We start from the raw sequence: 23,339 nt of genomic DNA on the forward strand, positions 1-23,339 counted from the left end.
GGATGTCCTATGCGCTACACGTTTATGGAGGTTATGCCAAAAGAAAGAAAGTGGGTCCAACTATTGCAGCATGAGAAGCCTCGTGGCTACCCATGCTGGTCCAAGTTTCTTACTGACGTGCTTTCTGTGATGACTTCTTCAGTCGTGAACGCGACCTGATTTTCGACCATGCGACTGGCTACATCTGCTGCGTTGAACAAGGCGAGGATCGGGGGTATCACATCCATGCTGCTTTCTTCTTCAACGGCGCTGAAGTGAGCGCCGATATCTACAGGGCGCAGCGGATCGGTGAGCTGTGGGAGCGCATTACCCATGGTCAGGGCTGCTTCAACAACTGCAACCTCGAAAAGGATAAATACCAAGACAGGCTGGGGCTTGGCCTCATTCACCGGCGGGACCTGAATGCGCGGGGTAACGTGCATTACGCCATGCGCTACCTGGTCAAGGATGATCAACATCTGCGGCTCAAGCCGGTAGGTGCTCGCTGCTTGCGCAAGGGGCAGGCAAAGGCGGTTTCCGGGACGACTAATCGTCCATTCCCCGGCGAGCGTAATTCATCATGCAGGTAGGGCTGGTAGCTCAAGCTCGCGCTGGTGATCCGATGGGTTGCCAGCGTGCCCGGTGCTGCGCCACCTGCGGCAACGTCGAGATCAAGCAGGCAACCAAGCCCACCACCTGCAAGGTGAAGCTGCGAACCGGCATCCGCTCCGAACGTCTGTGCGGCCATCCCCTCACCGAGCAGAAGGTCGCTTCCACCTCTGCCGAGGAGAACAACGCAGCTGGCGTGCAGCAACGCGATCCACACGAGTTGACCCTGCAAGAGTTCGCAGCCGCTGCAACCGTCACGCAGCTGGTGAACCATGGCCGCAAGTGGGACGTTGTCTTCGGTGGCCGTCTCAGCGCTTTCTCGGACGCCGCCACCGAATAGGAATCTGTGTGTGGCTGCCCTACTTCCGCGCAACAAGGGAGGCTCTACCGTCACCGGCAGCAAACTCGGCGAACTTGGGGGAGTGGTGAGGTGCTTCAGCCGCAGATTGAGCCCCAATCCCTGAGTTGCGTGCGGCACTGACGGGCAGGCTTTTCGACACGCGCAGCCAGCCGGTGGGGCACGACGTAAGCCCACGCCCTACCGGCACACGTGATGAGGATGTGGCACAGTAGCGCTCACTCTCCCGCACGAGTCGTCACATGCATCTCCAGAACAGCAGATTCAAGCCAGTCATCTCTTCCGAGTTTTTCACCCTGGCCTCGATGATTTCCAACAGCTACGAGCTGAGACCGACCTGCTACTTCTTCTTTCGGGATGGGTTCTGGATGTTCGAGAACTGGGAGCCGAGCACTCAGGACTACTACGTCCTGGTCCACCACATAATTCAACACTTGAAGCCGTTGGCGTACTCGATCTTTACCTCCGCACCCTCGAAAGCCAGCGGTCCAAAACTTGCCACCCTGTACGCAGCTACCGCGTATGCCGGCGGCCAGTCGATGACCTTCTCAAGGCAGTTCGAAGTTGTCGGGCGGCATGAGACCCGGTTCGTAGATAGTCTTCAGGAACACCCGACCATCTTTCGCGCAAATTCGCTCTCCAGAATGTTCACTGACACGCTCCCGTCTCTACCGTCGCGCTTTGAAGGCGAAGTGACGTACGAAGTGCTGATGGAAAACCTTCGAAACGTGCGGGATATCCAACTTAAACCGTATCCGGTTAAGAGCCTGTAGCCCCATCTCCAGGGCCTACCACCTGGCCTCCCTTCATCACTGCGGTCAAAGTCGACCTCGGGCACCCCGCCACGTTCCGCGTCGCCGATTCCGCTCCTGCGAATCGGCATGCACCTGACCCGTTGAGGGTCTCTGAGCCGCTTCGCCGATCTGTGCCACTGAGGCATGATGAGTGGGTCAATCAGCCCACGCAGGAGATCAGGGACAGATGCTCAAGCTATTTGAACCAAGATTCGACGAGAGAAAGCTGCATCCCATTTTCAAGATGGCGATGACGCCCGTTAATGGCCCAGAGCGCCAGGTCTTGGAGAGATGGGCTGAGGGATTCGAAGACCGGGATGGCAAGTTTGTCGACGAGTTTCAGCTCACCTTCCAGACTGCGATGTGGGAACTTTATATACACGCGGTACTGAAAGAGTACGGGTTCACCATCGACATGACGTTCGATGCGCCAGACTTTGTGGTGACTGGGCTGACCGCCATGGGGGTTGAAGCCACGGTAGCTCTACCGGCGGAGGGCGGTGCGCAAGCATTCGGCTACGACCCATTGGGCGCGATTCCAGAGGACATGGCGAAACTGAACCATGAGTCAGCGCTCCGGCTATGCAACAGTATCTCGGCCAAGCACAAGAAGTACCAGACGCGGTACTCGACTCTGCCCCAGTCCAAAGACTTGCCGTTCGTGATTGCCGTAACGTCGTTTGATCGGCCTTATTCGCACATGGCGGTGAACCGACCGATCATGGCCGCGCTCTACGGCTACCTGGTGGACGAGAGCGACATTTTCGAGGAAGACGGTCGACTTCACGTCGGGTCCGACAGTGTCAGCGCTGCGATCAAGTTGAACGGTAGCGAAGTACCGATGGGGGTGTTCCTGGACAAGGCCTATGAGGACGTGAGCGCCGTCATTTTCTCTCCAGTGGCCACCTGGGGAAAGGTCAGGGCGTTAGCGAAAAATCCTGATGTGCCGGCCCTCTTCCGCACATTTCATCCACGGGAGAGGAACATTATCCCGGAGATGCGTGTGCACAAACCCGGTGAGTATGAAGAGCACCTACTTGATGGGCTCTACGTATTCCACAACCCCCTTGCTAAACGGCCGCTGGCGCCAGAGGTGTTTCGGCACCAACGTGTTGCTCAGTTCAGGCTTAAGGACACAGGCGAATTCGATGTTGAATGCCCTGACGATTTCCTGATGCTGCGCCAGGTTCAAGTCATTCTCTTCACGGAAGACGATGACGCTACCCCTGCCTGACTCGACCTCCTTCAAGGGCGCCGCTCGTGCGCCCTCTTCCCGCTCCCCATCCTGCTTTCTCAGAATCCTTCTGCGGCAACGCGCCGCCACCGATGACACAGCTCTAGGCCATGGAGACTGGTCTCACCTGGACAACACCAGGGAGCCACGACCGGAGCATTCCCCATGGCATTCCCGATTGAATACGCAACCCGCCACGTCGCCGCATTGCGCGTGCGCATCCTGCCGGCCAAGTGCTCGCTGGGCGAGATGAGCCGCAAGCACGAGATGATCGACACCATCGAGCGGGTCGGCACCAAGCACCACGTCATCGCCGATTACGACCCCAAAGGGGAAGGCCGCTACGCCGTCACCTTCGAGGGCCCGGCCGGTTCCGAAAGCGTACGGCATGCGGCAGAAGAGTTCGTCGCCTGGCTGGGCACGAAGATGCACTTCAGCTAATCGGCACGCCCACTTCTTCACTAGCACGGTGCTTGTGGAGTCCTGGTTGGCCGATGGTTTAGGCTCTGGTCAGGAATCTAAGGCTGGTGTGAGTGCTGTGGGATGACAGAGAAAGGGGAGCGCTGCCGGCAGCATTACCAGTCGGTATATGAAAGCAATCAGCTTGCACTCAGCAAGGGTCGTGCTCTTGATGAAAGCCTGCATCATTTCCTGGATCAACGGCCTGCAGGTAAAAATCTCTCTGCACTTGACCGAGCTAGAGGCCTGGCTTCAGCACCATTTTGGCGCGATGTGGAGGCGGTTGCTCGATCCGAGCTGGCAAGCCTTGCCCTCAGTCGGGTGCTGCACTTCGACACTGCTGTCAGTGTCGACCTGCTGCTGAAACTGGCCAGCCATGCCCCAGACACGCTCAGATGGGCGATCCGCTACTCGAAGCTGTTTGAGCGTACTGCTTCGTCGCTATGGCTTGCGCTTCGTGAAGCGCTTACAGGTAAAGAGTGGCAAGTATTCTTCGGGGTCTGTGACCGTTTGCTTGATCAACTCAAGCCCTTTGATGAGCTGATTACCAACGCTGAAAAGCAGCTTGAGCACTTATCCCTGCTGGAGCTGTTTTCCTACCTCAGCGTGCTGGCCTATGAGGCATTTGCCGAACATGTCACGGATGATCGTTCCGGTCAGCAATGGCAGGTCTATAACCGCATCATCTTGAGGAAACTCCAGGCCTGCTCGGAAGAGGATTTTCGTCTGAACGAGTCACGGCTCGGGCAGTCGCTGAAGCGTCATCTGTCGCCGATTATTTTCCCTGATTCGTCCACCGCGGATGCAGTCAGGTGTCGTGAAAACCTCGAATGGCTGGCTGTTTTGATTGCAGCAACCCAAGAGCGGATCGACTACGAGGGTTCGATTGACTGGTTCTGCTTCGATCCTGAATGTCGGTACCAGCTCAAACCGGGCGAGCCGGTGATCTATAACCAGTCGGAGGCGGGAACAGAGCGGTGGCAGCGAACCGGGCGCAAAAGTGATCTGCTTTGGCACTACTGGATGAACCGGGCCGTGCAGGCATTTGTCGACTCCGGCCTGGCCGAACAAATTATCGGCTCGCCTGAGAGCCATGAGCTGAATCAGTTGGCCTTTATCAAGGCGATGCGCAGCGAGCTGCAATTGCAGCAGATTTATGGCCTGGGTGACCGGCTCTCTCTCAGTGATGGTGCTCAGGTTCAGCTTCACTATGTATTGCTGGCGAGCGAGCTGACCTCGGTTTTTTTTCAGAGTCAGTACATCCAGCCATTCCAGGGCTACCTCCACGAGTCGGGCGTACTTGCCCATGCGCTTGGCCGTCTGGCCATGGATGGCTTGCTGTCGGGGGAGAACAGGTTCCCCATGACCTGGTCCGAAGAGGAAGAGAAGATCCGCAGGATTAAAGGTTGGACGGTCAGCGAGGAACATCCGCGAGGAAGCGCCGATTCAGCTAGGGCCATTCTCAAGTTCTGGACCAGCGACCTCAAAGCGCTATCGCAGCAATTGAAGCATCAGCCAGGGATGCCGGCTCCACGCCTGTACGAGCAGCCCTTCTACAAAATCGGCCGATATAGCTTTCAGTTTCCTTGGGTCGGTGCGCAGCAAAACAACCTGACGGCAGCCATCAATAACCTGCGGCGCGTGAATGCTCGCAGAGCCGATGTGCAGGCAGAAACCCAGCGAGTGGAGCTGGCGTTGGCCGAGAGCTTTCGGCAACGAGGCTTTACCGTTGAGGTGGGATATCGACCGCCGGTATCAGAAGAGGATGATGCCGGCGAGGTGGATCTGATCTGCCACCTGGATGGCGTAATGCTGCTCTTGGAGGTCAAGTCGGGGTATATCCGTTCGACCACCCATGAGGTCTGGCTCCATCGCACCAACACGTTGCGCAAGGCTGCCTGGCAGTTACGCCGCAAGCAGGTAGCGGTGCTTAGTGCGCTGATGGCTGATCAAGAGCTGCGCGCCAGGTTGGGCTATCACGGCCAGGAGCCTGAGGCGGATATGCGTGCCTGGATCGTCGATACCTCCATTGAGCTCGATGGGCAGTCAGTCGATGGGTTCAGGGTGGTATCGCGTGAGGCGCTGGAGGTAATTCTGCGTGATGAGAAGCAGCTCCTCAGGCCCATAGATCAGCTTGACGAGGAAAGTCGGGATTCATTGTTTCCTGACGGGTTTTCTGCTCGCCGATTGATCGCCGTTGTTGAGTCAGATGAGCTGTGGCGCGGCATCTGCTAGAGCTCGGGCGGCAATGGCTTGGCATCCCTTTGGTGGTAAAGAGCCTCTGAAAGTTCGTCTCCAAAAAGCCTAGATACCGCGTTAAGCCAGGTGGCTAGGATGTGACTTCCTAACCACCCAGCAGGAGACAATCATGTCCAAGCAACCCAACACCACCAGCCAGCAGCGCCAGCAGCAGAACCACAGATCGGATGCACTGAACAATAATTGCGGCACGTCGGGTACCAATCCGACCAATGCTCACGTTCATGGCAATCGCGGCAAACAGCTCAACCCCAACCAGCGCTAGGAGTGCGTTCCCCCGGTCGTCACTGGCCGGGGGTATCAAGGATTTCAGATGAATAGAGATACTTGCTTTGCCACCCAGGGCGAGCTGGTCAAGCTGGCCTACGATGCATTCGGCGTGCTTCCCCGCAAGGGAGCCCGCCGTGCGAGCAAGGAAGCCAGTCGTGATGGTATTGAGGAGACGCAAAAGAAGGCCATTCAAAAGCAGTTGGCGAGACTTGTCGAAGAAGAAGGCGGGCTGCTGTCGAACTTCGGACAGGTGATTCAAACGCTCAGCAGCATCCTGACAGCGTACTTACCCAGTATCCAGGTCATGAGCGCCATAGGGGATCCGCTCGACGATCTGCTGGAGGCATACAGCCGGTTGGTTCGCGAAGAGGGTACCTACCTCAGCAAAGCGGAAACCCTCCGATACTTCATTTCGACCAAGGCAATCCCATTGCTTGTCGTGTCGCTGAATCAGAGCTTGCTCAAACACAGACTTGTAGACCTAGCGCTCGAGACGCCGGACGACACATTCTGGTACCTGCCGACACTCGCTGAAGATGGCTGCCTGGTACTGCCTCTGGAAAAGGTCATGCGTTGGGTCTACGCGCGCTGTGAACTCTCGCAGACGCAGTTCCACTACCCAGGCAAGAACCCGCGAAGCGACAACAGCACACTTCAGCAGAACCTCGACAACGCCATCAAGTGGACGCGAGGCGAAAGACTTCCGGCGCTTCCTGCCCTGTTTAGAAATTTCGAAGAATCCTTCGCCGCGCAGGCTCAAAGCAGGCGAGAGATACCCAAAGAGCTTCAGGCCAGCATCCTCGTGGCATTGATGGTTGCTCGGGTGTCGAGCTACCTCGCCAGGGAAATTACTGAAGCCTACGATCATCAGTACCTCGCCGATGTCTGCCAACAATTTCGCGAGTACGCCCTGTGGATCGCCGATGACGTCAACGAGTTCAAGGCCGAGCTTGCGCCGGTGATGCAGCGGCAAGAATCCCCTGAGTCGGCTCTGTTTATGTGGCTTAACGCCTGTAGCCACTACTGGGCATTCTTCGACAGCAAATTGGCTGCCGTCGCCGACACTGTGCAGCGGCTCAAGAACGCTCGTCCGGGGGCGCCAATACGAGATGACGTGCTCGCGGCGCTCAAGAGTAAGTATGGCCTTTTTGCCGTGTGCTCACTTTTAGATCGGATCCAGCGGCAGTCAGCTTTTCTTCCGCCCCACGGTTTTGTTGAGCTGCTGAATCACGGGTTTTGGCTCAAGAAGAATGCAGCAACTCGATTGGATCAAATTGACGAGTATGCCTCCCAGGTAGCGGCCTACGGGCTGGATGAGCAACTGTGCTGGATGGCGCCCTGGCTACGTGGGGTCTACCACTACCGTAAGGAGGAGTTTGCGGTTGCAATGCCGTACTTCCAGGCGGCCTTTGAAAATGCCAAGTACCGGGCAGGTAAAAACCAATACAAGTTGGTGAACCAATACGTCGAGGTCGCGGCAAAAAATGGTGACCGACGAGGCTTCAAGAAGGGTATTGAATGGGCGCAGTACCTGGACATTAAGGTGCGCTGGCTGCGTGATGATGAGCCGACCGAAGAGAGGCTGGAATTCGTCTACTTCATGCTGCAAAAGGCACGGTACGACCACCAAATTTAGCGAGGGTGGATGCGCTGATCATTCCATTGAGGCTGAGGTCGCCATCGATTGATTTTCGGCTCCGCCGAAGGCTTTGCTGCATAGCCTCAGTGTGCAGACCATGTGTTTTCCCGGTGCCCCGCAGTGCTTGCTCTTGCTAGACTCCAGTCGACTTTAAACGACTCTGAAGGCTTGAGGGCGAGCGCCGGCATCATGAGCACCGAATCGTGGGTCACTGCCGAACAAGTCGCCCAGCACCTGGGCGTCGCCAAAGACACCGTCTACCGCTGGCGCGAGCGGCGCGGCATGCCCGCGCATCGCATCGGCCGGCTGTGGAAATTCAAGCTGTCGGAAGTCGACGACTGGGTGCGTGCTGGAGGCGCCGATGATTCGGCGCACCAGCACGATCACCCGCACGCTTCGCAAGAGAATGATTGATGAACGTCCAGCAACTCGAAAATGAACTCTGGGAGCTGGCCGACCAGCTGCGCGCCAACTCCAAGCTCACTGCAGCCGAATACGCTATGCCGGTGCTGGGGCTGATCTTCCTGCGACACGCCGAGAATCGCTTCAAGGCCTACCTGCCGGCCATTGAGGCCAATATTCCCGAGAATGCACCCGAAACCGTGCGCGAGGTGCTGCTGAAGCTGGAGTACCAGGGCAAGGCCGCCATCTACCTGCCGCCCAAGGCACGCTTTGACTATATCGCCAGCCTGCCGCAGGGCCTGCATGTGGGCGAAGCCATCGACGCGGCGATGGATCTGATCGAGGCCGAGTACGATGTGCTCAAGGGGGCCCTGCCGCGCAGTTACACCGCTTTTGATCCGGAGTTTCTGGCCGAACTGGTCAAGCTGTTTGACCGCCCGGCCATCAAAACCGCCACCGGCGACGTGTTCGGCCGCATCTACGAATACTTCCTCAACAAGTTCGCCATGAGTGGCGCACAAGAGGGCGGCGAGTTCTTCACTCCGCCGTCTCTGGTGCGGATGATCGTTAACGTCATCGAGCCGGATCACGGCCTGGTGCTCGACCCTGCTTGCGGCTCGGCGGGCATGTTCGTGCAGACCGGTCACTTCATCGAAGATGTACGCCACGCCGCCACCAATGACCGAGTCACCTTCCACGGCCAGGAAAAGTCCGACAGCAACACCAAGCTGGCGCGGATGAACCTGGTGGTGCATGGCCTGGATGCTTCCAATATCCACCAGGGCAACACATTTTACGACCAGATCGACCACCTGATCGGTCAGTGCGATTTCGTCATGGCCAACCCGCCGTTCAATGTCGATGGTGTGGAAACCAAGAAGATCAAGCCGCAGGAAGATCCGGCCGGTCGTCTGCCCTTCGGGCTGCCCGGCACCAATGCCAAGACCGGGGCGATTTCCAACGCTAACAGCCTGTGGATCCAGTATTTCTACGCCTACCTGAACGAGACCGGTCGTGCCGGTTTCGTCATGGCCTCCAGTGCCTCGGACGCCGGCAACAAGGATGCCGAGATTCGCAAGCAACTCGTCAAGACCGGCCATGTCGACGCGATGATCGCCATCGGCAACAAGTTTTTCTACACCCGCAGCCTGCCGTGCACCCTGTGGTTCTTCGACAAGGGCAAGCCCGCCGCTCTGCGCGACACGGTGCTGATGATCGATGCACGCAACGTCTACCACGTGATATCCGCGCGCTCCCATGTGTTCACCGACGAGCAACTGGCCAACCTCACCGCCATCGTCTGGCTGTACCGGGGCGAGCAGGAAAAGTTCGTCGAACTGGTCGCCCGCTATCAGCGACAGGTGGATAACTGGCTGGCCGCGTTGCCCGAGCGCATGGCTGCCGATTCGGCGGCTATTGAAGCGTTGGCTGCTCCGCTCCAGGCCTTTGCCGCAGGTGCGACAGTGGATCAGCTGAATCATGAGCAGCCGGAAGAGGTCTGGGTCGAGCAGGCTGCGCTGGACAGCTTCCGCGCCGAGCTGGCTGCGGCACTGGACGATCAGCAGGCAAGTCAGGCCATCAGCGATATTCCGAAGGCTAGTGCCGCCGCTCGCGCAGCTATCGCTGAAGCTGACCTGAGCAGTCATGCTGGTCAGGTGGCTCTGCAGGCGACTCTAGATGCCCTGGCTCCGCAGCTCAAGGCCGTCGGCAAGCTGCTGGAGGCCCGCCACAAGCAGTGGCTCAAATTGCTGGAGACCGCAGAGAAAAGCCTGCGAGCGCGCCAGTCCAAGTCCTTCGATGGCAAGGCGGCGCGCGAGGCCAAGCGCGCGCTGCTGGCGGCAGACAGCAAAAAAGACGAAGCGCCGACCGTGCGCGATGCGGTGCTGGAAGCCCTCAAACAGGCGGTTTACTTCACCCACCAGGTGCATTGGCTGCAAAGCCGCTTCCCCGAGGGACGATTCGTCGATGTGCCCGGGCTGTGTCGCGCTGTGCCGGTTGGTGACGAGGAAACCCGACCCGAAGGCAGCATTGTCGCCAACGACTGGTCACTAACACCAGGGCGCTATGTGGGTGTGGCACCGGCTGATGCCGATGACGAAGAGGATTTCGCCGAGAAGCTGCGTGAGATCCATGATGAGCTGGCCGAGCTGAACGACAAGGCGGTGCAATTGGCGGAGCGGATTGCTGGCAACTTTGCGGAGTTGTTGGGATGAGTTGGCCTGAAGTTGTGTTCGAGTCGATTTTCGCTGAGCCGAGTCGAAACGGCGTTTACAAAAGTAAAGAGCATCACGGCAGTGGCGTACCTATTGTCAATATGGGAGAGCTGTTTGCATTTGATCGAATTGGAGAGCAGCCAGCGTCCCTGTTACAGATGAGCGATGCTGAACTGGTCAAAAGTGGATTGATTGATGGCGATCTACTTTTCGGCCGCCGTTCACTTATAGAGGCTGGGGCGGGTAAGTGCTCGATGGTGTACAGACCGAGTAGGCCTATGACTTTTGAGTCGTCAATCATCCGGGTTCGTCTCGATCAGTCTGTAGCAGACCCTGAGTTTTTCTTTAATTACTTCCGATCCCCAATCGGAAGATCGAGAGTTAGAGCCATTGTCGGTGGCGCAACAGTCAAGGGTATTCGCGGCAGCGATCTGAAACTGATTAAGGTGCACCTGCCACCTATTAATGAGCAGGTCGCGATTCGTCAGCTTGTGTCGGCCTACGACGACCTGATCGCTACCAATCAGCGACGTATCACCCTGCTCGAAGACGCCGCTCGCCGCCTATACCGCGAATGGTTCGTGCAGTTGCGCTTTCCCGGCCATGAGTCTGTGCTGTTACGAGATGGGGTGCCGGAGGGGTGGCGGCGAGACACATTAGACCAAGCGCTGTTCCTTCAGCGTGGCTTTGACTTGCCAAACGGTAATAGAGTGCCCGGGGACGTGCCGGTGTATGCCTCTACCGGCGTTAATGGGTACCACAACGAGGCTAAGGTAGATGGTCCGGGTGTGGTTACTGGCCGAAGCGGGACATTGGGAGCAGTGCACTACGTTGCGCAAGATTTCTGGCCTCTGAACACTTCGTTGTGGGTTAAGGAGTTCCGAGCAGTTTCCCCGCTTGTCGCTTACTTCCTGATGGCCGAGCTTGGTTTGGAACAGTTCAACTCAGGCGCATCTGTGCCCACGCTTGATCGAAAGGTTGCTCACCAGATCCCAGTTCTGATTCCTGAGCGCAATGTGGTTTCTGCGTTCGATGAAAGAGTCCAGCCGCTTTTCGATCAGGTTCACATCTTGCGAAAGAGCAATGAAAGTACAGCTCGCGCCCGCGACCTACTTCTCCCCAAGCTGATGTCCGGCCAGCTGGATGTCTCCGGTATTCCACTGCCTGATGAGGTGGCTGCATGAGCCTGGAAGGCCAGCTGCTGGATCGCAAGTCGCTGCGCAGCGTTACCGGCAAGACGGCCGACTGGCCCGAGCTAGCTAAGGACTGCGTGGCCTTCGCCAATGCATTGGGTGGACGGTTGCTAATCGGCATTGTAGATGGCGATGTATTGCCACCGGCCGAACAGCGCGTCCCAGCGAATTTTCCTGGTGTCTTGTGCTGTGGGCTGAGATCGATGCAGGGGCATCTGGTTGAAGAAAATGCCGTGCGAATGGACGGTAAGTGATATTTCCTGGAGAGCTAGGTTTTTGGACGGACTGGCCGGTTATTTGACCATTGCGTCCAAATAGTCGTCCATAAGGCGTCTGAAAAGGCGCTAAGACGAAGGATTTATTGGCCGGGCTCTGCAGCAGCGGCCAAATGCAGGGGGAGCAATGGCCAAAAAGGATTATTCCGAGGATCGGCTGATCCAGGAGCCCACCGTCGACTTTCTGGAATCGAAGCTGGGCTGGACGAGCCTTTTCGCCCAGGACGAAGAGGACTTCGGCGACTCGGGACTGCTGGGGCGGAAGGACGACGGCGAGGTCGTACTCACCCGCGAGGTGCTGGCCGCGCTCAGGCGCCTGAATCCTGGCTTGCCCGAAGACGCCTACAGCCAGGCGCTGGCGCAGGTGGTGCAGGACGACATCACCAAGACGCTTCTGCAACTGAACGAGGAAAAGTACCGGCTGCTGCGCGATGGCGTCCCGGTGCAGTACCGGGACGCAAGTGGCCGCCTGGTCGACCGGCGGTTGCGCTTGATTCATTTCGATGACCCGAAACAGAACCGTTACCTGGCGGTGCGCGAGCTTTGGGTGCGCGGCAAGTTCTGGCTGCGGCGGCCCGATGTGATCGGCTATGTGAACGGCCTGCCGCTGGTGTTCATTGAGCTGAAGCGCTTCGAGGTGCATGTCGACAGCGCCTACAAGCAGAACTACAGCGACTACCTGGATACCATTCCGCATCTGTTCCACTGGAACGCACTGGTGGTCATTTCCAATGGCCATGACGCCCAGTACGGCTCCATCACCTCCAGCAAGGATCACTTCTATCGCTGGAAGCGCTTGGATGAGGATGACCCTGAGCCCAGCAAGGATCAGCCGCTCCTGCCCATTCTTCTGGAGGGCATGCTGGATCGTCGGCGCCTGCTGGATATCGTGGAAAACTTCGTGCTGTTCGACTCCAGCGATGGCACCACGCACAAAATCGTCGCGCGCAACCACCAGTATCTGGGCGTCAACCGGGTTATTGAGCGGCTGACCTCTGAGGATTCGCAGGTGCGTGCCGAGGTCGCGGCAGGTCAGTTGGGGGTGTTCTGGCATACCCAGGGCTCGGGTAAGTCGTACTCGATGGTGTTTCTCACCGAGAAGATCCACCGCAAGCTGTCGGCCAGCTATTCCTTTGTGGTGATCACCGATCGCTCTGAGCTGGATGATCAGATTGCCGGAACCTACAGCAACTGTGGCCGGGCCAATAGCAAGACTGACCAGGCCAGTAGTGGCGAGGCCTTGCGGCGTATGCTGCGCGATCAGAACCGTCGCTACGTGTTCGGGCTAATCCAGAAGTACCGCGAGCGAGTTGTCGAGGCGTACTCCGAGCGCGACGACATCATCGTCATTTCCGACGAGGCTCACCGCTCCCAGTACGGCCGGCTGGCATTGAACATGCGCAAGGGCTTGCCGCGTGCGAAATTCCTGGGCTTCACTGGCACGCCACTGATCGATGGTGGCGAGAAGCAGCTGACCCGAGAGGTGTTCGGCGACTACGTCTCGATCTATGACTTCCAGCGCGCCGTGGCCGATGGCGCCACCTTGCCGCTGTTCTACGAGAACCGCGGGGAAAAGCTCAAGGTCGTTGACGCTACGATCAATGACCGTGTTGCCAAGCATATCGAGGCTGCACGCCAGGCTGCGACGCTGGATGACCCCTGGACTGACGAAAAAGAAGAGAAGCTGTATAGGCACTTGAAGAGCGATTACGCAGTGCTGACCTCCCCTACGCGTCTGGAGCGCGTTGCGCAAGACTTCGTCGAGCACTTCCATCAGCGTTGGCGGGTGGTTGAAAACGGTGGCGGCAAGGCGATGATGGTCTGCCTGGACAAGATCACCTGCGTGAAGATGCATGATCTGATCGTCGCCAAGTGGCAGGAGAAGGCCGCGCAGCTGAATGCCGAGGTGACTGCCGAGGAGGCGCTGTTCGCCGCCAAGGGCAAGGCGCCGACGTCCCTACTCAAGCAGCGCCGTGAGCAGGTCGAGTGGATGAAGGCCACCGAAACCTGTGTGGTGGTCTCCCAGGAGCAGGGCGAGGTTGCCGAGTTCAAGAAATGGAAAAACTTCCTTGATGAAGAGCTGGACATCACCCCGCATCGGGAAAAGATGGTCAAGCGTGATCTGGAGAAGGAATTCAAGAAGGCCGAGCACCCGTTCCGCATCGCCATTGTCTGTGCGATGTGGCTGACCGGTTTCGACGTGAAGTGCCTGGCCACTCTGTACCTCGACAAACCGATGCAGGGGCACACGCTGATGCAGGCCATCGCTCGCGTCAATCGAGTGGGTGGTGGCAAGAAGCATGGCTTGATCATCGACTACAACGGCATGCTGAAAAGCCTGCGCCGTGCCTTGGCCACTTTCGCCCAAGGCGACCGAGAGGGCACCGGCAAGGGTGAAGGCGAGCAGGACACGGTGCGTGACGATGTCGAGGCGCTTGCCGAGTATGCGCAGAGCCTGCAGCAGGCGCGCGACTATCTGACTGGGCTGGGTGTGAATCTGGATGCTCTGATCGCGGCTCAGGGCTTTGACAAGCAGGGGCTGATCCTCTCGGCGGTGAATCAGCTGTGCGAAAGCGATGAGCGGCGCAAGACCTATGAGGTGATCGTCGAGGACGTAGAGGCTCGCCATCGTGGACTTTTTCCGCATCCAGGACTGTTCGACTACGACGCCGAAGAAAGCGCCGTAGTCGCGATCTACAACAAGCTGCAGGACGCGCGCTCGACCCCGGATATCACGGCCTTGCTGCAATCCTTCTATGAGGTTGTTGATACCGCACTGGCTGCGGACGGCGGCGCTCCGGTTGGCACTAAGGAGAAGCCAGCCCTCTACAACCTGTCGAAGATCGACTTCACGCGCTTGCGGGCTGAGTTCGAGAAAACGCCGCTCAAAAGCATCGCTACGTTGAACCTCAAGGAGAGGATCGAGCAGCGCCTGGCGATGATGGTGGCGCGCAATCCGACACGAGTGGATCTCTACGAGCGTTATCAGCAGATCGTGCAGGAGTACAACAAGGACAAGGACGCCAGCGAGATCCAGAAGGTGATGGACGATCTGTTCGCCTTCAACGACAGCCTCAATGCGGAAGAAAAGCGCTATGTGCGTGAAGGGCTAGAAAGTGAGGACCAACTGGCGGTGTTCGATCTCTTGCAGAAGGACAGCCTGGCCAAGAAGGATCGCGACGCCATCAAACAGGTCGCCAAGGAACTGCTGGAAAAACTGATCAGCGGCAAGTTGCAGATCGATCACTGGCGCGAGAAAGCCACCGCCCAGGCGCAGGTTAAGGCCGAGATCATCAAGCACCTTTACACCCACCTGCCTTCCGGCCTCTATGCCCCGGACGAGATCAACCTTAAGGCGGATGTGGTGTTTACGCATATCTACACTGCGGGTATCGGGGGCGCTGCTCCGGTGTATCACTGAGGGCTCATTTGCTGACTTGAAGACCCGGCGAAATCGGTCCGAGTAAAAAATAAACTGCAGGCTTGGCCAGAGAGAGCAGCTGAATGCTGCTCTCTCTGCGTCTGCCGTTCAGTTATGGATGTTCCCCCTTTGTGGTCTTTATCAATCGGCAGAAGATCCAGCAGGCCAGGACCACGGCGACCAGCAGCGGTGGGAATCGCAGCATCAGCAGAACGCTGATGACCAGCGCTCCAGCAGCGGCGAGTGCGCCAATAAAGAGGAGCAGGTGGAGTAGGAATCGAAGTAGGGGCATGGTGTGTCTCCGGGGATTCCGGTCTGGCTGATGCCTGCAGCGCAGGCAGGGGATTCAGTGGGGCTGCGAGGCGAGGGCTTCCAGCTTGCCCGCGAGGGATTTGGGCGCCGGCGGTGAATCAATCGGGTCCGCCGAGCTGGCAGGTTCTGGGGAAGTGAAGAACTCCTCGGCGATGGCGCCGGCGTCCTCCTCGCTGTCCTCGAAGGCGCCATTGCCGAAACCACGCTGCGCCGCTTCATCCAGGGCGGCCTGATCGAAGCCAGCTGCTTGCCGCTGCGCATCGAGTTCATTGGCGGCCAGCACCGCCTCCGTCATGTCCATACCGCTGCGGACTGTGAGGTCGACATAGAAGATCGGCGTCCCATGGCTTTGCCGGGTGGACTTTCCGCGCAGGCGCAGCTCCAGCGGCAGGCACGCCAGGCGGTTGCCGGAAATGGCCTGGAAGTAGTGCAGCCGGGCGGCGAGGGTGCGGATGCTGTTGAAGCCGGTGGTACGGAACACGAAGCTGCCCAACGGGTCGTCGTCGCCAATGACCACGTTCAGTCGGCCGTAAGGCTTGCAGGCATTGCCTTTGGCCAACGAGCAGGCGTCCGGCGAAGGGCAGGGCAGCGACTGCATGCCGTCCTGAGTGACACGCTTGCAGGTCTCGCCATTGCCCACGCACAGCGGGCGTCCGGACTGGCGGTCGAACAGCGTGTAGTCGGCGCGGAAATTCAGCTCCGGTTCGTTGAACAGCAGGTGCACCGGGATGCTGCGAAGCTTGTCGTCCTTGCCCTGGCGCAGCTCGTCATTGAGCGGATGCAGCAGCCAGCCATCCTTGCCTTGTACCTGGGAGGTGATGGTGAATTGGTCATCCTTCTCCGGTAGGCGCTTGCCGTTCTTCTCGACGACCTTGCCGATGGAGATGCGTCCGAGCACCGGCGGGGTGATAGCCAGACCTTTGAGCATGGTGGTTCTCCTGGAAATGAAAAAAGGCCAGCCATGCAGCGCGAACTGCATGGACTGGCCAAGGGGAGGGAAGCGTTGATGGATACGGAAATCAGCCGACCAGGAAACGCCGCGCACCGGGTTTCAGCAGCGGGTACTTGACCTGCAGGTAGGGCTTGTCCTGGAGCAATTGAGCGACATCGAGGCCGATGCTGTCCTTGGCCTTGCGCCAGCTGACGTAGCCGCTGGAGAACTCCGCCCGGCTGGCATCGCCCATGGCCTGTTGCAGCATCTGCTTGAGCTCGGCCTCGCGTTTTTCCTTGTCGGCAATCGACTGCCGTACCGCCTTGAGCTCGATGAAGGCAGCGGCCAGTCCGGCATGGCTGCTGAAGTCGACGACCTGACCGTTGTCCTCCGGGTAGAGGCAGCGCAGGGCCGCTTCGGCGGAAGCGGTGCCATCGGCCGGCGGTGGTGTGTCGGTTTCTACGTACTGCCAGAACTTGTGCTCCAGCTCGATCAGTCGCGCGATCATTTGCTCGTCGCGTTCGATGCGATGGATCTCAAGCGTCTGGCCACCGAGCAGGACCGCCACATCCGCAGCCTGCTTGCCGGTCACGGCGAGCTGGTGCATCACCTGCAGCTGTACATACTCGGGGACGCCTTCTTTCCAGAGGCGTGCCCCGTTTATGCCGGCGGTCTTGCACTCCAAGATCTGCACATCGTCGGCCCCGATCACCTCGCGGTCGATGTTGGCCAGCATCCAGGGCAACTCTGGATCCGGATGCTGCAGCACGGCGTTGATGCGACGTACCTTGTTCTTCGTACGCTTGCTGTAGTGCCAGGCCACGATGGGCTCTAGGACATTGCCCCAGTACATCGGGCTTTCCTCATCGTGGGGATCGACCTTCGGCAGCCCAGCGTCGCGACCGGTCTTCTCCAGCCACAACTCCAGCTGCGACTTGTAGGGATTGAGGCCAACCGCAGCGGCGGCATCCGAACTGCCGATGCCTTGTTTACGGATCTGCAGCCAGTCCTCGCGTGGCAGCTCCTTGGTGCTGACCAGGCGCAGGGCAGGGCGTTTCTTGCGGGTGCTGCCGTTCAATGACGTTGCTTTCATGGTATTCACCTGCAGACAGAAAAACGCCCGACCAGCACAAGGCTGACCGGGCGCGAGGGTTGATGTAATTGAGGATTAAGCGGCGAGTTGCAGCGCGGCATCCAGGGCGCGTTGCTTGATCTGTGCGCCCTGGCCGAACCAGGCCGAGTCCATGCGGTATTCGTTGCTGCGGGCACGGCGCTCGTGATCGACGTACTCGGTCACGGCATTGAGCAGGCCCCAGGCGGTACCGCGTGCCGAGTCCAGCTGGCTACCGCGGCCGCGGCCTTCGTACAGCTCCTGGACCTTGCGCAGCGCTCGCTCGTTGGGCAGTACTTCCGGCAAGGCTGCAGTGGGCGTGGTTTCACACAGCACGTTCATGAAGAAGCCCAGTGCTTCATGCCATTGCACTTTGCGCTCAGCCAGCACGCGCATGCCGTACATGAAGTCCTCCCACTGCGAAACGGCGATACCGAGCTGCTTCTTCACCGCCTTCGGATCGAAGCGGGTGTTGTGCGGCACCTTGATCGCCCGGCTGGTGCCGTCCAGGGCGATGGTCAGGGTGTTGTTGCACACCACGCGCACAGTGGTGGGTGTTGCTGTGGTGGCCAGGGTGCCGTCGCAGGAGGTGGCCAGCAGCAGATAGCCATTGACCTGGTCGTTGCCCTTCAGTGCAGCCCCCTGCCCGGTACGCGCCAGCGCCCAGAACTTGCGCCCGCCCTTGAGCACGCCGGCCGTTTCCAGCTCGTAGCCAGAGACCTCGGTCAGGTCGCGGTAGAACTCCAGCACTTCCCGAGGTTGCACGGTGTGATAGCGCTGGGAGACCACTGACAGCGGGGCCTTGGTGTCCGAACGGTAGAGCACCTTCTGTTCGGGGAAGGAGTGGATGGTGCCCAGGTGGCCGACGGCATCCGACTTGAAATGCACGGGGCTTTCGAGGATCTGCCAGTCCATGCCGGCTTCGCGTTGCCAGACTTCGATAGGTTGCTTCTGGGTAAGCTGATTGCCGAGACCGTGCCAGGGAGCGGCTCCGGCATAGGCCATTGTTTCCACGAGATGAGCCATCTGAAGATTCCTTTAGATGCGAGCCGGCATAAAGCGCTGCACACTGCGCAGCACCGACTGGATGAGTGAAGGGTAGTAGTGCCGGATCAGGCCGGCAGGTTGAAGCGATGACCGCAGAGCAGGCAGAGGTTGTGGGCCAGAACGTGGCGGTCGAGCGTTTCACCGAGCTGAGCGCCGAGCGCGCAACCGCTAACTCCACCGGCCAGACCACCGAGGATGGCACCTGACACGGAGCCGAGGGTGATACCGACCGGCCCGGCGAGAGCACCAAGCGCCGCGCCAGCCTGACCGCCCGCCAGGGCGGCGCTAACGCCACGCGCAACACCGCCCACGGTGCCGATGGCGGCGCCGACTTTCATGGCGTGATGGAAGGAAGCGACTTTGGGGGAGTGACAGCGAGGGCATTGCAATGACATGGGGCGAACCTCCTTGGTGGTGATGTCATTGCGGTAATGTGTGGCTGAGATTTTTTTGAATCGAGCGGCATTGTCGTGAACAATTTGCCCGAGCGCCTGCTTATTTAAAGTGCTGCTTGCAAGTGACAATCTGGGTTAGCATTTTTATCGAATTGGATGCGTGTCTGAACGGGATGGAGGTAGGAACGGATGCCATTGACATTGACACCCGTGACGCATGGCAAGCTTTGTCATGGTTCCCGTTGGGTTATAGCAGATGAGAATGACCTCGCTCGTATGGTGGGACGCCTTGCGCTCGGGCAGTCACGTCATGTGGCAGCAATCCTCGCTCACATTGATAAAAAAGCTCCTGGCACCCGAGCAGATACAGCTGAGGGTGCAATTAAATTGCTAACCGTACCGAGTGGGGCAGATCCTTATCACCGTGATGGATGGGTCTTCCAGGCGATCTCCTGGATCGCAGCTCATCGAAACGAAGCTGGAGCTGTTGTTCGCGCTCCCCACAACATCGTTGCCCACAAAGGCTTCGACGGCATGCAGCTCAAATTGGATGCAGAAAACGAGAGAGTGACCGCCGTCGTAATCTTCGAGGACAAGGCTACGACTCTTCAGCGGAAGACGGTTAGAGAGGATGTATGGCCAGGCATCAGGGCATTGGAGAATGGCGAGAGGATGCCTGAGCTGATCCAGGAAACCGGCGGGATCTTGGAGGCATATCAAAATCGCTTCCCTGAGTTGGACATAGATTCAGCAGTCGAAACCATTATCTGGGAACAAGCTCGACACTATCGCGTTGCTATCACTGCTGATGCAGAACACGATAAGGACCCTCGGCGTGAGGCGCTATTCAAAGGGTTTGATAAGGTGGCCCCCGGTGATCTTTCGCGGCGTCAGGCTGAAACTATTTCCATCCCGGATCTGCGGGAGTGGATGAGCCAGTTTGCGGCCAAGGCAATCAAGCACGTCGAAGCATGGAGAGACAATGTTTGATCCCGTTACGATTGATCTTATAAACGCTGCGCCACCACTTAGCTCGCTTGACCTCGAGGAGCTACCTCGACAGTTCACCAATGCGTTTGCGGAGATCGTCGCCGCGCGTGTCCGGCTGCGTGGCGCTGTCGATACTGCGGGTCATAGTAACGTCCTCGGCGAACTCCTCGACCAGATGAGCCGCTTGGCTGCCACGCAGGAGCTGCTGGTTACTACCTCGCCAGAGCGTGCCGATCGCGCTGCAGCAGCTTTTGTAGCAGGAACAGCGCACCAGCTTTGTCTTATGGCCGAAGTACTATCCGAGGTCGGCGATAAGCGCAGCTCTTTCATCGATGCTATTCGTGTGGCGCCTGAGATCTGTAGCACCCTGCTTTTTTTGATCGCGGACTCACAAAGTGATGCCGCCGAGATGGCGAAGCGACTGAGCCCGCTGGAAGGTGATCAATCAGCTGAGGCCCAACTGATTAAGGCCATCGGTGATCTGGCTGTTGGTCGTTTTGAGGCGCTGATTAACCGAGAAGCGGAGCAGGTGTGTGACCTTCCTGCTGAGGAAAACGGACCGGATCGTGCTGTAGATGCTTTACTTAGGCGGTTGCACGAAGGTGTACTCGAGCTCATGCACGAGTTGCTCTCCCGGCCGAAAAATGATCTGGAAGCGGTCGAGCCCTCTCGCGCTCAGATGATTTTTAAAGAGGTCATAGATTTGTGCGTGGCACCCATCGATGACGTCTTTGATGCTGATGGGCCAAGCGCTGTCAGCGTTTTTCCTGGTCCCCTACATGTTGCAAAGTTGCTATTAACCGTTTCAGGGAGCCTAGTAGCTACCAGCCTTTGTCGCGTTCGTGCGCCTCTAGGTGTTGATGAAAGTCAATGGTGGAGTGTTATTCGTCGAGCCGCTAGCAGGCGCCCATATTTGTGGCGTAATCATCGTGCGGCGCTAGACGAAGGTTATCTCGACAAGGGGCTCTCCGCAGCGGTTAGTTTTCCAACCGGTGGTGGAAAGTCTACCCTCGCGGAGCTCAAAATCGCTGCCGCGCTACTTCGCGGCGGTAAGGTAGTTGTTCTGGCGCCGACTCTGGCGCTTGTCGATCAAACCGCATCAACACTTCAGAACGCGTTCAGTGACTTCAGCGTCTTCGGCGATCTCGACGAGGAGATTACTTTCTCTGATGTGGTCGAGTTGCCGGAAATCGTCGTGACCACGCCGGAGCGATGTCTCATGCTGCAATCTTTGCAGCCGGATGCATTCAGTGATGTTGGGCTGGTAATGTTTGACGAATGTCACCTATTGCATCCAAGAGATGCAGAGCGGAGCCGTCGCAGCATCGACTCGATGCTATGCATTCTAAACCTTACTCAGTCGGCACCAGATGCCGATCTTTTGCTGATATCTGCAATGATGCAGAACGCAGAAGAGATTGCAGGGTGGGTTACAGATCTGACCGGTAGGCCTTGCTTGGCACTGGATCTCGCGTGGAAGCCGACTCGACAAGCTCGTGGGTGTGTTGCCTTCAGCGCTGACCGAATTACAGAGCTTGAAGCGCTACTTCGCACTGAGCAAGCGACCGCCACCACTCAGAACGTTCCAGTAAAACTGAAATCCAAGCTTGATGCGTATCCGCTTGCTTTCTTCTGTCTGAAGCAGACCTGGGCCACCCGAAATCGCAGTGACTATGCGCTAATGGCGTTACTCGACAAGCCAGTCTTATTCGCAACCGGAAAACATAAGCAGACCAAGAGGTGGTATCTCACACCAAATGGTAACCAGGTCGCAGGGACCATCGCCGTTGCAGCCGCCGAAGTTGGCTTGAAGACGCTGACGTTCGTGCAAAGCACCATCATGGCTGAGTCCTCTGCCCGACATTTTCGAGGATTGCTCCCCAATCACCGAGTTCAACTCAGCGATGAAGAGCGAGTTTGGCGCAAGCTAGTTGAGGAAGAGCTTGGCGGTCCAGAATATTGCTATCTGCAACTTGACGACAATGGATGCGTTGAAGGCGGTGCCGCCAGTCATCACTCGCAACTCATCAAGAATGAGCGTCTCTTACATGAGTCGTTGTTCAAGCGCCGCGACGGTATCAATGCGCTCTTCGCTACTTCGACGCTCGCCCAAGGGATGAATCTTCCGAGTGACATCGTCCTCATCGCGGGCGACAGCCGGTGGGACGTAGACGGCGATAAGATGAAGCAACTTGATGCTCATGAACTACTAAACGCTGCAGGGAGGGCGGGGCGCGCGGGTGAGGGGGGGCAGGGTTTCGTACTAGTCGTGCCTAGCAAGATCATCAGCTTCGATGATAAGAAGAACAACATTGGCCAGCACTGGATGACCCTGCAGGCAATCTTCTCGCAATCAGACCAATGCCTGAAAATTGATGATCCGCTAACAGCCCTGCTCGATCACATTCACGCTGGTATTTACGACGGTAATGAAGACTACTTCCTTTCCCGGTTGCCCGTAGGTGAGGTGGACGCCTCGGACGAGCCTGCCAAGTCGATGATCAGTAGATCCTTCGCTGCATATCGCATGCGCCAAGAGAATAAAATCGACTGGGTCGAAAGTCGCATCCAGTCAGCACTCGAGCGGCGAGCAAAACTTTCTCCGAAGCAGGAACTCACCTGGCTGGAGCGCGTGGCTTCGTCGTCCGGTCTTCCTTATGAGATTGTGGCGAGCCTGGCTGCCCTCTTGGAAAGCGGGGCATTTGTGGGAGGTTCTTCGGATTGCTTGCAGGTGCTATTCAATTGGATCGAGAAGAACCCTAAATGGCTCCTTCAATTGATCAGGCCAACCGATCTCGAAGGTCTTTTCGGGGGCGACTATCGCGCTCTTCAACGCGATGAGGAAAAGGCGAAGAAAGCCCTCCCTGTAATCAAAACGCTCCTTTACGCATGGATGGAGGGAAAGCCACTCTGCGATCTGGAGCGCGCTATCGGGACGAAGGCTAATGCGATCAAAACCTGCGAGACGGCACGTCATTTTGCAGTGCGCTTAGTACCTGATCTTGCCTTCGTTGCAGGTCTCCCTGCTCGTATCTTGGCGGCAAAAACAATTGCAATTGGGGATGAGCCACAGATTCCGATTACCCTACTCACCTTGAGCGGTGTTGTTCGCAAAGGATGTTCAAGCCCTGAGCTGCTCGCGAATGCGGTTCATCTCAAGGGCATCTCTCGCCCAGCTGCTCGAGATGTGTTCGTGCAGATTCAGCCTTATATCCAGCCGGGGAACGCATACGAGAGTTTCGAAGGCTTGCTGGCGCGGGTGCGGCAGGCGCACATCATGGCACTGTTCAATGAGCAATAGGCCCAGTACTACGTCTAAAATACTCGTCGGCAAGCTTTCTCGGACTTTTGAGCCCCCCCTGATTTCATAGGCATCGGTGAGCAGCGGATAGTCTGTAGTTAACAGAGATTCAGCATCTGATGGATCTCTGTTCAATAATCACCCGCT

The 23,339-nt window shown here is 58.0% G+C and carries 19 protein-coding genes and 1 pseudogene; 15 read left to right on the forward strand and 5 right to left on the reverse strand.

Annotation, left to right across the window (positions count from 1 at the left end):
* Positions 1 to 143: 143 nt before the first annotated feature.
* The 13 genes and pseudogenes from ACIGFL_RS04080 to ACIGFL_RS04140 all read left to right on the forward strand — a co-directional run.
* Positions 144 to 569, forward strand: a pseudogene (locus ACIGFL_RS04080) (hypothetical protein); the annotation flags it as partial.
* Between the two features lie 32 nt (positions 570 to 601).
* Positions 602 to 928: a hypothetical protein gene (locus ACIGFL_RS04085; protein ID WP_397496221.1), complete on the forward strand. Its 327-nt coding sequence runs from the start codon at positions 602 to 604 to the stop codon at positions 926 to 928.
* A gap of 260 nt (positions 929 to 1,188) precedes the next feature.
* A complete protein-coding gene (locus tag ACIGFL_RS04090; RefSeq protein ID WP_397496222.1) occupies positions 1,189 to 1,719 on the forward strand; it encodes a hypothetical protein in 531 nt (176 codons plus the stop codon).
* A gap of 208 nt (positions 1,720 to 1,927) precedes the next feature.
* Entirely contained in the window at positions 1,928 to 2,974 is a 1,047-nt protein-coding gene (locus ACIGFL_RS04095; RefSeq protein WP_397496223.1) for a glycosaminoglycan attachment site, read from the forward strand.
* Between the two features lie 165 nt (positions 2,975 to 3,139).
* Positions 3,140 to 3,415, forward strand: coding sequence for a hypothetical protein (locus tag ACIGFL_RS04100; RefSeq protein WP_397496224.1), 276 nt, complete (start codon positions 3,140 to 3,142; stop codon positions 3,413 to 3,415).
* A 102-nt stretch (positions 3,416 to 3,517) separates the two neighbouring features.
* Complete coding sequence (locus ACIGFL_RS04105) at positions 3,518 to 5,668, forward strand: NERD domain-containing protein (protein WP_397496225.1); 2,151 nt, start codon at positions 3,518 to 3,520, stop codon at positions 5,666 to 5,668.
* A 133-nt stretch (positions 5,669 to 5,801) separates the two neighbouring features.
* The gene (locus ACIGFL_RS04110) at positions 5,802 to 5,957 is read left to right on the forward strand and encodes a hypothetical protein (RefSeq protein WP_397496226.1); all 156 of its coding nucleotides are present in this window, start codon (positions 5,802 to 5,804) and stop codon (positions 5,955 to 5,957) included.
* Positions 5,958 to 6,005: 48 nt separating this feature from the next.
* Positions 6,006 to 7,598, forward strand: a complete 1,593-nt coding sequence (locus ACIGFL_RS04115; protein ID WP_397496227.1) for a hypothetical protein — start codon at positions 6,006 to 6,008, stop codon at positions 7,596 to 7,598.
* A gap of 192 nt (positions 7,599 to 7,790) precedes the next feature.
* Positions 7,791 to 8,015: a helix-turn-helix domain-containing protein gene (locus tag ACIGFL_RS04120; RefSeq protein WP_397496228.1), complete on the forward strand. Its 225-nt coding sequence runs from the start codon at positions 7,791 to 7,793 to the stop codon at positions 8,013 to 8,015.
* Positions 8,015 to 10,216 (forward strand): N-6 DNA methylase, encoded by a 2,202-nt coding sequence (locus ACIGFL_RS04125; RefSeq protein ID WP_397496229.1) that lies wholly within the window; start codon positions 8,015 to 8,017, stop codon positions 10,214 to 10,216. The genes ACIGFL_RS04120 and ACIGFL_RS04125 overlap by 1 nt, the downstream gene beginning before the upstream one ends.
* On the forward strand, positions 10,213 to 11,400 hold the full coding sequence (locus ACIGFL_RS04130) for a restriction endonuclease subunit S (protein ID WP_397496230.1): 1,188 nt from the start codon (positions 10,213 to 10,215) through the stop codon (positions 11,398 to 11,400). Before ACIGFL_RS04125 ends, ACIGFL_RS04130 begins: the two co-directional genes overlap by 4 nt.
* Positions 11,397 to 11,663, forward strand: a complete 267-nt coding sequence (locus ACIGFL_RS04135) for a helix-turn-helix domain-containing protein (RefSeq protein ID WP_397496231.1) — start codon at positions 11,397 to 11,399, stop codon at positions 11,661 to 11,663. The genes ACIGFL_RS04130 and ACIGFL_RS04135 overlap by 4 nt, the downstream gene beginning before the upstream one ends.
* Positions 11,664 to 11,811: 148 nt before the next feature.
* On the forward strand, positions 11,812 to 15,105 hold the full coding sequence (locus ACIGFL_RS04140; RefSeq protein ID WP_397496232.1) for a type I restriction endonuclease subunit R: 3,294 nt from the start codon (positions 11,812 to 11,814) through the stop codon (positions 15,103 to 15,105).
* 112 nt (positions 15,106 to 15,217) lie between these two features.
* Here the strand turns inward: ACIGFL_RS04140 and ACIGFL_RS04145 are convergent, their stop codons facing one another.
* The 5 genes from ACIGFL_RS04145 to ACIGFL_RS04165 form a co-directional block, all read right to left on the reverse strand.
* Complete coding sequence (locus ACIGFL_RS04145; protein WP_397496233.1) at positions 15,218 to 15,397, reverse strand: hypothetical protein; 180 nt, start codon at positions 15,395 to 15,397, stop codon at positions 15,218 to 15,220.
* A gap of 54 nt (positions 15,398 to 15,451) precedes the next feature.
* The gene (locus ACIGFL_RS04150) at positions 15,452 to 16,345 is read right to left on the reverse strand and encodes a hydrolase or metal-binding protein (protein WP_397496234.1); all 894 of its coding nucleotides are present in this window, start codon (positions 16,343 to 16,345) and stop codon (positions 15,452 to 15,454) included.
* 91 nt (positions 16,346 to 16,436) lie between these two features.
* The gene (locus ACIGFL_RS04155) at positions 16,437 to 17,441 is read right to left on the reverse strand and encodes a YqaJ viral recombinase family protein (RefSeq protein WP_397496235.1); all 1,005 of its coding nucleotides are present in this window, start codon (positions 17,439 to 17,441) and stop codon (positions 16,437 to 16,439) included.
* Positions 17,442 to 17,516: 75 nt separating this feature from the next.
* Positions 17,517 to 18,485 carry a DUF932 domain-containing protein gene (locus ACIGFL_RS04160; protein ID WP_397496236.1) on the reverse strand — a complete coding sequence of 323 codons (969 nt, stop codon included), beginning with the start codon at positions 18,483 to 18,485 and terminating at the stop codon, positions 17,517 to 17,519.
* Positions 18,486 to 18,571: 86 nt separating this feature from the next.
* Positions 18,572 to 18,901, reverse strand: a complete 330-nt coding sequence (locus ACIGFL_RS04165) for a hypothetical protein (RefSeq protein ID WP_397496623.1) — start codon at positions 18,899 to 18,901, stop codon at positions 18,572 to 18,574.
* 189 nt (positions 18,902 to 19,090) lie between these two features.
* Between ACIGFL_RS04165 and ACIGFL_RS04170 the strand changes: the two genes are divergently transcribed.
* On the forward strand, positions 19,091 to 19,891 hold the full coding sequence (locus ACIGFL_RS04170) for a hypothetical protein (protein ID WP_397496237.1): 801 nt from the start codon (positions 19,091 to 19,093) through the stop codon (positions 19,889 to 19,891).
* Positions 19,884 to 23,192 carry a DEAD/DEAH box helicase gene (locus tag ACIGFL_RS04175; protein WP_397496238.1) on the forward strand — a complete coding sequence of 1,103 codons (3,309 nt, stop codon included), beginning with the start codon at positions 19,884 to 19,886 and terminating at the stop codon, positions 23,190 to 23,192. Before ACIGFL_RS04170 ends, ACIGFL_RS04175 begins: the two co-directional genes overlap by 8 nt.
* The last annotated feature ends 147 nt before the right edge of the window (positions 23,193 to 23,339 follow it).

It is taken from the genome of Pseudomonas sp. NPDC077649 (genome assembly GCF_044542855.1).
Taxonomy (GTDB): domain Bacteria; phylum Pseudomonadota; class Gammaproteobacteria; order Pseudomonadales; family Pseudomonadaceae; genus Aquipseudomonas.

Coding starts and splice junctions, on each gene's coding strand:
- ACIGFL_RS04085 (WP_397496221.1), top strand. CDS start 602: ATGGGTTGCCAGCGTGCCCGGTGCTGCGCCACCTGCGGCAACGTCGAG.
- ACIGFL_RS04090 (WP_397496222.1), top strand. CDS start 1,189: ATGCATCTCCAGAACAGCAGATTCAAGCCAGTCATCTCTTCCGAGTTT.
- ACIGFL_RS04095 (WP_397496223.1), top strand. CDS start 1,928: ATGCTCAAGCTATTTGAACCAAGATTCGACGAGAGAAAGCTGCATCCC.
- ACIGFL_RS04100 (WP_397496224.1), top strand. CDS start 3,140: ATGGCATTCCCGATTGAATACGCAACCCGCCACGTCGCCGCATTGCGC.
- ACIGFL_RS04105 (WP_397496225.1), top strand. CDS start 3,518: ATGACAGAGAAAGGGGAGCGCTGCCGGCAGCATTACCAGTCGGTATAT.
- ACIGFL_RS04110 (WP_397496226.1), top strand. CDS start 5,802: ATGTCCAAGCAACCCAACACCACCAGCCAGCAGCGCCAGCAGCAGAAC.
- ACIGFL_RS04115 (WP_397496227.1), top strand. CDS start 6,006: ATGAATAGAGATACTTGCTTTGCCACCCAGGGCGAGCTGGTCAAGCTG.
- ACIGFL_RS04120 (WP_397496228.1), top strand. CDS start 7,791: ATGAGCACCGAATCGTGGGTCACTGCCGAACAAGTCGCCCAGCACCTG.
- ACIGFL_RS04125 (WP_397496229.1), top strand. CDS start 8,015: ATGAACGTCCAGCAACTCGAAAATGAACTCTGGGAGCTGGCCGACCAG.
- ACIGFL_RS04130 (WP_397496230.1), top strand. CDS start 10,213: ATGAGTTGGCCTGAAGTTGTGTTCGAGTCGATTTTCGCTGAGCCGAGT.
- ACIGFL_RS04135 (WP_397496231.1), top strand. CDS start 11,397: ATGAGCCTGGAAGGCCAGCTGCTGGATCGCAAGTCGCTGCGCAGCGTT.
- ACIGFL_RS04140 (WP_397496232.1), top strand. CDS start 11,812: ATGGCCAAAAAGGATTATTCCGAGGATCGGCTGATCCAGGAGCCCACC.
- ACIGFL_RS04145 (WP_397496233.1), bottom strand. CDS start 15,397: ATGCCCCTACTTCGATTCCTACTCCACCTGCTCCTCTTTATTGGCGCA.
- ACIGFL_RS04150 (WP_397496234.1), bottom strand. CDS start 16,345: ATGCTCAAAGGTCTGGCTATCACCCCGCCGGTGCTCGGACGCATCTCC.
- ACIGFL_RS04155 (WP_397496235.1), bottom strand. CDS start 17,441: ATGAAAGCAACGTCATTGAACGGCAGCACCCGCAAGAAACGCCCTGCC.
- ACIGFL_RS04160 (WP_397496236.1), bottom strand. CDS start 18,485: ATGGCTCATCTCGTGGAAACAATGGCCTATGCCGGAGCCGCTCCCTGG.
- ACIGFL_RS04165 (WP_397496623.1), bottom strand. CDS start 18,901: ATGTCATTGCAATGCCCTCGCTGTCACTCCCCCAAAGTCGCTTCCTTC.
- ACIGFL_RS04170 (WP_397496237.1), top strand. CDS start 19,091: ATGCCATTGACATTGACACCCGTGACGCATGGCAAGCTTTGTCATGGT.
- ACIGFL_RS04175 (WP_397496238.1), top strand. CDS start 19,884: ATGTTTGATCCCGTTACGATTGATCTTATAAACGCTGCGCCACCACTT.